Origin of the sequence: Ventosimonas gracilis, assembly GCF_001580025.1 — a bacterium.
Taxonomy (GTDB): domain Bacteria; phylum Pseudomonadota; class Gammaproteobacteria; order Pseudomonadales; family Pseudomonadaceae; genus Ventosimonas; species Ventosimonas gracilis.
Genome location: NZ_LSZO01000048.1, coordinates 1 through 1,089, shown reverse-complemented (window position 1 = coordinate 1,089; position 1,089 = coordinate 1). Strand labels below are relative to the sequence as shown.

Here is a 1,089-nt window from a genome sequence, read left to right as displayed (position 1 = left end):
ACTGCTGGAAAATGCTTCGCTGGAACAGACCTTAACGGCAACCCTAAAGCCCTATGTGGAAGCCAAACACGAACAAATCGAGCGTATTGATGCCAAATTGAGGCAAGTCATCGAACAGCAACAAGCCAAGCTAAAGCAGGTTGGCCAGAACCCGCCCAAGCACAAATGGCTGTTATCAAAGAAAACCAAAGCCGCCAATACCGATGCTTGGCATGACAACAAGAACAAGCACCTGGCCCGATTGCACAGCCTTGATTACCGCAAATACCGTATCGAAAAAATCAAGGAAAGCACCGATAGCCGCTTTCCTACGGTAGACCAACTGGCGACCCAAAAGATGCGCCGCGAGCATCCAGAGCTTGCCGCAAGCTGGGATGCCATGCGCGAGAGCGTGCGCATAAAGCAACAGAAAGAACGTGGGCAGCGCGAAAAGCAAGCACAGCAGCAAACGCAATCCCAAAGCCAATCACAGGGCTTTGGCTTAATCTTGGGGCATAGGCATCGGCCATAAAGAGCATGCCTCCCGCAGCAAGATAACTCCGAAAAAGCCGCAAAGACCCTGTGTTTTTATCGGCCTTAAAACAAAATTAGAGACAGCCGCAGCCCTTCCAGTTCGGGCGCGTCACCAACGCGGCGCGGCGTTCATGCGTGCGCTGGCGGGTGCTGGATGGGCTGCACCGCGAGGCGCAGGCCCATCGTCTTGAGGATCGCCGACAGGCTGCGAATCTCGGGGTTGCCCTTCGCGGACAGCGTACGGTAGATGTGCGTGCCGTTGAGCTGCGCCTTCTCTGCCACCTTCGACACGCCACCGAATGCCTTCGTCATCTGGCGAAGTGCGATCAGTAGCTCGCCTTGGTCGCCGTCTTCAAGGATGCTGTTCAGCAGCTCCACCGCATAGGCCGGGTCTTTGCGGAAGACTTCGGCCATCGCCTCGTCATGTGCTCGATCTTTCATCGCTCTTGCTCCTGTTTCACGTTGCTGCGCTGCCAGTCCTTCCAGTATTCGCACGCCTTCGATATGTCGGCGTCCTGCGAACGCTTGATGCCGCCGCAGAGCAACAAGACCACGGCTTGCCCGGATTGCGCGTAA

1 protein-coding gene and 1 pseudogene are annotated in these 1,089 nt (G+C 56.1%); one reads left to right on the top strand and one right to left on the bottom strand.

Features of this window, described 5'->3' with window-relative positions:
* Positions 1-511 (top strand): annotated as a pseudogene (locus AXE65_RS13730) (hypothetical protein); the annotation flags it as partial.
* Between the two features lie 131 nt (positions 512-642).
* On the opposite strand, the gene AXE65_RS02710 reads toward AXE65_RS13730, so the two are convergent.
* Complete coding sequence (locus AXE65_RS02710) at positions 643-954, bottom strand: helix-turn-helix domain-containing transcriptional regulator (RefSeq protein WP_068387732.1); 312 nt, start codon at positions 952-954, stop codon at positions 643-645.
* Positions 955-1,089: the final 135 nt, after the last annotated feature.

Bases quoted from the DNA above. Each gene is read 5' to 3' on its own strand.
- AXE65_RS02710 (WP_068387732.1), bottom strand. From the start codon at position 954: ATGAAAGATCGAGCACATGACGAGGCGATGGCCGAAGTCTTCCGCAAA.